General features: G+C 43.5%; 6 protein-coding genes. 1 reads left to right on the top strand and 5 read right to left on the bottom strand.

Annotation, left to right across the window (positions count from 1 at the left end):
* Nucleotides 1-9: 9 nt before the first annotated feature.
* Nucleotides 10-1,803 (top strand): sodium:solute symporter family transporter, encoded by a 1,794-nt coding sequence (locus tag AC4II3_RS29760; RefSeq protein ID WP_488008780.1) that lies wholly within the window; start codon nucleotides 10-12, stop codon nucleotides 1,801-1,803.
* 4 nt (nucleotides 1,804-1,807) lie between these two features.
* On the opposite strand, the gene AC4II3_RS29755 is transcribed toward AC4II3_RS29760, so the two are convergent.
* The 5 genes from AC4II3_RS29755 to AC4II3_RS29735 form a co-directional block, all read right to left on the bottom strand.
* Nucleotides 1,808-2,017 (bottom strand): hypothetical protein, encoded by a 210-nt coding sequence (locus AC4II3_RS29755; protein WP_488008778.1) that lies wholly within the window; start codon nucleotides 2,015-2,017, stop codon nucleotides 1,808-1,810.
* On the bottom strand, nucleotides 1,992-4,016 hold the full coding sequence (locus AC4II3_RS29750) for a M48 family metalloprotease (protein WP_488008776.1): 2,025 nt from the start codon (nucleotides 4,014-4,016) through the stop codon (nucleotides 1,992-1,994). The genes AC4II3_RS29755 and AC4II3_RS29750 overlap by 26 nt, the downstream gene beginning before the upstream one ends.
* 312 nt (nucleotides 4,017-4,328) lie before the next feature.
* Nucleotides 4,329-4,691, bottom strand: a complete 363-nt coding sequence (locus tag AC4II3_RS29745) for a cupin domain-containing protein (protein WP_488008774.1) — start codon at nucleotides 4,689-4,691, stop codon at nucleotides 4,329-4,331.
* An 8-nt stretch (nucleotides 4,692-4,699) separates the two neighbouring features.
* Complete coding sequence (locus tag AC4II3_RS29740; protein ID WP_488008772.1) at nucleotides 4,700-5,686, bottom strand: endonuclease/exonuclease/phosphatase family protein; 987 nt, start codon at nucleotides 5,684-5,686, stop codon at nucleotides 4,700-4,702.
* Nucleotides 5,687-5,770: 84 nt separating this feature from the next.
* Nucleotides 5,771-7,294, bottom strand: a complete 1,524-nt coding sequence (locus tag AC4II3_RS29735; RefSeq protein WP_488008770.1) for a GUN4 domain-containing protein — start codon at nucleotides 7,292-7,294, stop codon at nucleotides 5,771-5,773.
* Nucleotides 7,295-7,560: the final 266 nt, after the last annotated feature.

Genomic DNA, 7,560 nt, shown 5'->3' with positions numbered 1-7,560 from the left:
ATAAAATTCATGCATCCAGTTGATTACATCATTGTTACTATTTACCTGATTTGCATAGTCGTTTTTGGGGTTATTCTTCAACGGAAAGCATCTGAGGGTATAGAATCTTACTTTTTGGGAAATCGCAATCTGCCCTGGTGGGTTTTGGGTGCTTCTGGAATGGCTTCCAATACTGACCTGGCTGGCACGATGGTGATCAGCGCCTTAATTTATGCTCTGGGAACGAAGGGATTTTTCATCGAGATCCGGGGTGGCGTTGTGTTAATTATGGCTATTTTTATGATATTCATGGGCAAGTGGAACCGACGGGCAAAGGTGATGACTTTGGCGGAATGGATGCACTTGCGCTTCGGCTCAGGAAGGGAAGGCAATACGGCTCGGATCATCAGTGCTGTTGCTAATATTATCTTTGCTATTGGCTCAATGAGTTACTTTTCGGTTGGGGGGGGCAAATTCCTGGGGGAATTTCTGGGTATTGATGACCGCTATGCTTCGATATTTTTGATTTTGCTCGCCCTGGTATATACGGCTGTTAGCGGTTTTTATGGGGTAGTATGGACGGATGTATTTCAAGGTATTTTGATTTTTATTGCGATTATCTATATTTGTGCGATCGCATTCTCTACGGCAACTATTCCGGATACCTTCTCGGTCTCGATTCCTGGGGCTGAGCAATTGCAAACTTGGAATTTCGCGGAGTGGAGCAGTATCTCACCCCCAATCGCAGTTGATTTACCGGGAGACTATGCCATCTTCAATTTGTTCGGTGGGGTGATTTTATTCTATCTGTTCAAAGAAATTATGGTAGGCTTTGGCGGCGGGGGTGGCTATATGATCCAACGCTATTTTGCCGCAAAAAGCGATCGCGAAGCTGGGTTACTGTCCCTATTTTGGATAATCTTGCTTTCTTTTCGTTGGCCCTTGGTTACAGCCTTTGCAGTATTGGGTATCCATTACGGAACCACTAAAGCAGTAATTGCTGACCCTGAACTTATCTTACCAACGGTGATCGCAGAATATGTGCCAGTAGGGATAAAAGGGTTGCTGATCGCTTGTTTTATTGCAGCAGCTATGTCTACCTTTGACTCAATCATCAATGCTAGTGCTGCTTACTGGGTTAAGGATATTTATCAAGCTTATATCAATCCCCAAGCCTCTAGCCAACAACTGATTGTTCAAAGCCGCTGGGCATCAATTGTAATTGTAGTGGTGGGATTGCTATTTAGTTTCAATATCACCAATATCAATGACATTTGGGGATGGCTAACCCTGGGACTAGGTGCTGGACTGTCTATTCCTCTGGTGTTGAGATGGTACTGGTGGCGCTTTAATGGATATGGATTTGCCCTTGGGACAGTGGCGGGGATGGTAGCGGCTATTTTAACTAAGGCAATAGTAATACCCAATTTAAATTACGCTCAATTTCAGGAATATGCCCTGTTTCTCATTCCCAGCATTTGCTCATTACTAGGATGTATCCTAGGAACATTTTTAACTGAGCCAACTGACCGGGAGGTAATGGATAATTTTTATCGAGTCACTCGACCGTTTGGATTTTGGGGAGTAATCCGTCAAAACCTCCCAGCTAATAGTCAGGCAAAAATCAGGAACGAAAATCGGCGCGATATTCTCTCTACATTGATCGGGATTCCTTGGCAGATAGTTTTGTTTTTAATGGGAATCATGTTAATGATGAAACGTTGGGATAATTTTGGTATCCTGTTGTTTTTATTTATTATCCTATCTATTTGTTTGTACTTTAATTGGTTTAGACACCTGTCAAAAGAGGTGAGACTAGAGTGAAGTTTTAAAGTATAACAAAGGGAATAGGGAATAGGGAATAGGGAATAGGGAATAGGGAATAGGGAACAGGGAACAGGGAACAGTAGGAAAGACCGCGCTGCATCACTACTCCCGACTCCCGACTCCCGACTCCCGACTCCCGATTCCCGACTCCCGACTCCCGACTCCCGAAACAACCGGAGATGATATCACAGGACAAAGAAAAGTCCAACACCCAAAATAATTGCTCCAACTGCAACAATCAATGACCAGAAACGATGGTAGCTGTTGACAGTGGTGTTATTACTTTCCAACTGGATCAAGTCTAGCCAAGGGGCAATTCCTCTGCGGAACCAGCCAACTACATTGACTTCGGAGCCAATTAAGTTCTGCACCTTACTGCTACCAAAGAAGAAGTTACCGATTGGACCAAAGCGAGAAGCATAGCGCGTATAAATCATCCCACTGCGGTCTTGAAGCTTGAGATCGGAACCAAATTTATAGCCAGCATCGCCGCGACCAATTAATTCACCTTGGAGTTTCACGGGACGACCACGCAAAGGACTGGCGTAGGGGTCACACATTAAGGTGAAGATATCCGATTTAGACGATTGCTTGAAATCTGGGTACATCACCAGGGTCTTAATTAAGGTTCCCACAGCAAAACCAAAGAGCATAAAGCTTGGCAATACTGTTACTTGAGCAGTCCAACTCAAGACGATAGAAGCAATTATTAAACCAGTAATACTACCAATGAACTGAGCATTGAACAATACAATATCCACGGCAAAATTACCATAGAGCTTTTTCTTACTGAGCTGATTGCCTTCTCGGACTACAGTAGCCATATCAAATTCAGTCTCTAAGTCCATTTGCTCAGCATAAGTAGTTAAAGCGCGGACTCGTTTACCGGTTAGAGGATGAGTAGAATTCAACTCCATCCACCAACCCCAGGGGTTAAAGATATCCCAGAGAAAGACTTGCCCGACTTTCTGGGAGTCTGAGGCGATACGATAAGCCGTACCGGTAGAAGCAGCCGCTTTGTGGTCGTAAATCCCGAGGCTGCGGGTTCCTTCAATCAATTTACTGGGTTCTTTTGCTCGTTGCCCTTCTTCGACGATACCGTAGGCAATCTTCACCAACGCTCGTGATAGAGCATTTGGGTTACCGGTAGTTTCAGCAGCAAAGTGATCAGCATAGTATTCTCGGGTTCGGGATAAGTACAGCACCAAGTAAGTGCCGATAATGTAAAACACATAAGCTACCATTGCTGCTGTTTGAGCAGCATCTTTGCCTTTACTGCTACCACCGCCGCGACTGATCCGTCTGGCGAAAGAATAGATCAGGTAGGTGATTTGTACTAACGTCGCCGCTAAGGTCATTACGGCAAAGTCCCAGTGGACAATATGCCCCAATTCATGAGCATAAACTGTGGCGATTTCATCATCATCGAGGTAAGTAAATAAACCCTGACTAACGACTAAACGAGCGCTGTTTGGTAGAGAACCATAGGTAAACGCGGTGGGATTTTGGTCGTCAATAATACCCAATCGAGGTTGTTTGAGATTTTTTTCTTGACAAACCCGCTCAATCACTTCTGCGCTTTCAGGACTATAGCGCTGGATATCTGCTAGGGTTACCCAACGGGTTTGGTAAAGCCACCGTTGGGTTAAGTCCATGATCCAGGGAGAGATGAAAAAGGCAGCAACATTAAAAATTAGGGTGATGGCAACTGCGATGATTAACCCAGTAACAGGATTGTTACTATTAAGGATTAGCAGCAAACTCAGAGCTAATACTAATACCATCCCAAATAGTAAAGAGATGGTAACACCAGAGGCAAGGGCAAGATTACCGGCAATGCCTTTCATGGCTAACCTTATGCCAGTTTGCGCCACTCTTCCGGCTTTGTGACGGGATTTTGACACGGCTTTCGCTGTTGTTTTTGTTGGGGTTGTTTTTGTTGATTTTGAAGTGAGGGTGGTCAGACATTTTTTTGCCCAATTGCTGACCTGGGAATTTGGGTGATTTTCTAACTTCCGACAGAGGGCGATCGCTTTTTTGTTCTCACCATTACCGCTATAGGCTTTCACCAGAGCGGCTTGGGCTTGACTATACTCTTGAGAATGGTGATTGGAAGAATTTTGGCAATACTGGCAATAGTCTTCTAGCCATTGCACCGCCTCTGCATAACGTTTTTGTTTGAGAGCATTTAATCCATTTTCTAGTGACATCGGCGTCTTATGATCATCTCCTAGTTCACTCGGGTCCTACACTTCTATGAACTGTCTATGAACTGTCATTGAAGGTAGTCTGGCCTTTTTTGGGCTTATATAAACTATTCCCATCTACGGAAAGAATTTCCTGATTTAGACGGATTTCGGAAATATAAATTTACTAGAGTTAAGGGAAAATGAGAGGACAATAAATAGCGATCGCATTTCCCCATAACAGCAGTAACCTCTAGTAAGTAATCAGGGCTAGGTAATGAAGTTATGAAACCGTTTTACATAACTTCATACTTTAGGGGCATACTTGAATGGCTATTACTCTATAGCTTTTGTGATCTGCTTTTGTTGCAAATTGCCATGAATGGCTAGCCAAATGCAGGGTGGCTCAGCACTGGTATATTCAACTCGATGCTTTTGATGAGCTTTAATAAATAGATAATCTCCTGCTTTGAGCTTGACACTGGAACCGTCAAGGTAGGCAAGGGTTGCTTGCCCTTGTAAGAGGATTACCCATTCATCTTGGTCTTGGTCATACCACTCTCCGGTTGGTGTCGTTTGTCCAGTGGAGATGATGCGCTCGATTAATAGGCTCTCGGTAGATATCAACGGTTCAAACAGTTCTTCGGTAGGAAGTTCAGGAGGTAAGTTGAAAATGTTAGCTATCTCTTCAGTGTTCATAGATCACCTTATGAATCAAGTTCAATGGAGACAACGACCTGTCCGTGATCAGATTGCCAAGTCTCAATTTTCTCGTCACTCAAGGTTTCGTCGATTAGATGATCATTGAAAAGGGAGACATACCCAACTCTGCCAATACGTTTGGGATTTTGAACCACGAATTCCTGACTGACCAGGATGTGATCTAGGCTCTCGTGGTGGCCATTATGGATGTGGGTATAGTAGAAGTCACCATAGTTTTGTCGAGCTTGAATGTCTTTGACGTAATACAACAACACATCCCAGATCATCTGCTTTTGCTGAAACCAGAGTTTTCTCAAAGGGGGCTCTCCAGAAACGATTTGAGAAGTTATAGCCACACCACTATCATTGACATCACCCATCACTATTACCGGATGATCCCTGTGCTGCAGCTTATCCATCAAAATTACCCGCAAAGCTGTTGCTTCAGCTGCTCGGAGAATTAGAGATCTCGCTTGTCCTTTGGCTTGTTCAATCGGGTCGTTGCGGTCTACTCCATCTGGGATAATCGGACGCTTGGACTTGAGGTGAATTACAAAAACTGTACAATCAATCGTGTCACTCAGCTTGAGATGTGCTTCTAACACTGGTCGAGAAAAACGCTTGAGTGGGATGTCTGTTCCTTCGATATCCAGGCATGCCGTAGTGGGAAAATCTTTGATGACGTTGTATTCAAGCACTGGAAACCTGGAGGTCAGGGCAACAACTGGACTTTTACCGGTAGGCTTTGCGAACACAGTGGTGGCATTATCATAAATTTGACTCTGAGCCAGTGCTTGTTGGAGAGCTTCTTGATGAAATACCTCTTGAAAGCCAACAATGTCAGCTTTCATCTTCTTCAGTTGTTCAGCGATCCAGGTGGTCTTAAGGGCGTACTCTGTTTGGGTATATATCTTCTTTCTATAGTATAGGACATCTGGTAGTACTAAGTTGCATAGGTTAAAGGTTCCAACTTTGAAACGGTTTCGATGCATGATTTTTGTTTGTGCTGAGAGCTATTTCTCTAGCTTGGCATTTCCCCAACTAGAATCTGTGATTTAGTTGGGGAAGCTTCAATGCTATAACCAACACTCCTCAAGGTGAGAGAATAAATTAATCCTCATCCTCCAAATCGATAATACTCCCAAATTCATGCCATCACGACCAACCAGAGTTGGCAGGTGACCCACTGGAGCCCAGATTACGGAAAATGTCAGGTCTTCATAATTTCTCCATCGTCTTCTGAGGTGCAATCCTTTCCGCTCTCGCCATCCCACACGATGACCAAATTGTTGATAAAGCTGAGTTTGATACGCTAATAGGTTAGGGAAATAATTACTGCGGGAAATACTGTTGGGGTTGTAATAGGAACTTAAAACATACAAGCTTCGGTTGAATTCCAGTTTATCAACGTTATTATCGTCACTATCAAGTTTTCCGCCAAGCTTCTCCCAAATTTCTTTTTGCAAACTGAAGCCGAATTGCCCACTGCTATACTTTAGCCAAAGCCGCTCAATGGTGTGTAGATCGGTGCAGGGAAAATTCTTGATTGACTTAGGATCGAGATTGTTGTCTTCATCTCGATCAACTGCTTTGACCATTAGAGCAAACGTTTCCTGATCCGCTTCTTTCCATTTACCGGCTCTTAGTAAATATCGCAAGTTAGAGTAGTCTATGCCTTGATCAGAAATGAGTTGGTCAGGTTGGTGTAGGTCAACAGTTATCCCCAACTCTTGGTTTTTTTTATTTAAGGTATATTGAACAATTTCAGGAATCTTACCATACCGTTCATAGTTTTCCACAATTTTGCGATACTTGGCTTCGATTTTGCGATACTCACTATCTGGATCATGGTTGGGGTCTTGATTCATTAAAATAGTCAGTAAAATATCCAACCCTTTATTATCGAGAAGCAGGGCTGGCTCGATCTCGGGCTTAATAGTCTGGACTTTTTCGGTGGCATAGTTATGTAATTCACGAATATAGATTAAGCCAGCCCCATCTCGGTCTGCTGCACCAGTTTCAATGCCTTCGACTAAGTACTGGGTGTAAAGGGAACAATCAGCTGGTTCCTGTTCACAAGAGGTTTGTGTCGTTGTGGAGGAGGTGAGAACTGCTCGCCCTGGAGCACTGAGTTCTTCCTTGAGATTGACACTCACAGGTTCTGTCAGCCAACCGTCAGCGGAAGCACTAGCTAAAGCACTATAGTAATCACACTCAAGAATTACTATTTGTTGCTGAGCATCACTACGACTCAATTGCTGGTGTAAAAAAGCAGCGGGTAATGCAGTACCTTCAAGGTTATCTTTAGTCGTGATGCTAGTTGTTAAATAGAGTTTACCATCCTGATTAATAATTCCTTTTCCAGAGAAAAAAACTAGGGCTAAGTCATTGACACCACATTGGTCAACTAGGTTATGAATTCCCTGTTTTAGGGTTTCCAGATTGGGATTGAGCAGCAACTCTACCCGATTAAAATCCCCTAGGGTTTTTTCTTGCAAAACTCGCTGCATTGCTTCTACATCATGGGATGCAGCTTGATTGGTAGTTAAACCTTCTGCATACTGATCAACCCCGATCAGCAGTGCTACTTTCTTAGCCATTTACTTTTTCACATTTTGCCATCTCTTATCTTCTTATAGCATTTATAAAATAGGTGAGTTACACAAGTTTTTGATTTTAGGGAATCGGGAATCGGGAATCGGGAATCGGGAATCGGGAATCGGGAATCGGGAATCGGGAAAAAATCTTGTGTACCTCATCAAGAGGAGAACTGCTATATAATAATTAAGGAGTGATTAGATTTTCAGAGCGTTCCTACTCCCTACTCCCTACTCCCTACTCCCTACTCCCTACTCCCTACTCCCTA

The organism is Moorena sp. (genome assembly GCF_982860115.1).
Note: the sequence above shows the minus strand (reverse complement) of the source record. Positions and strands in the feature narration are given on the sequence as shown.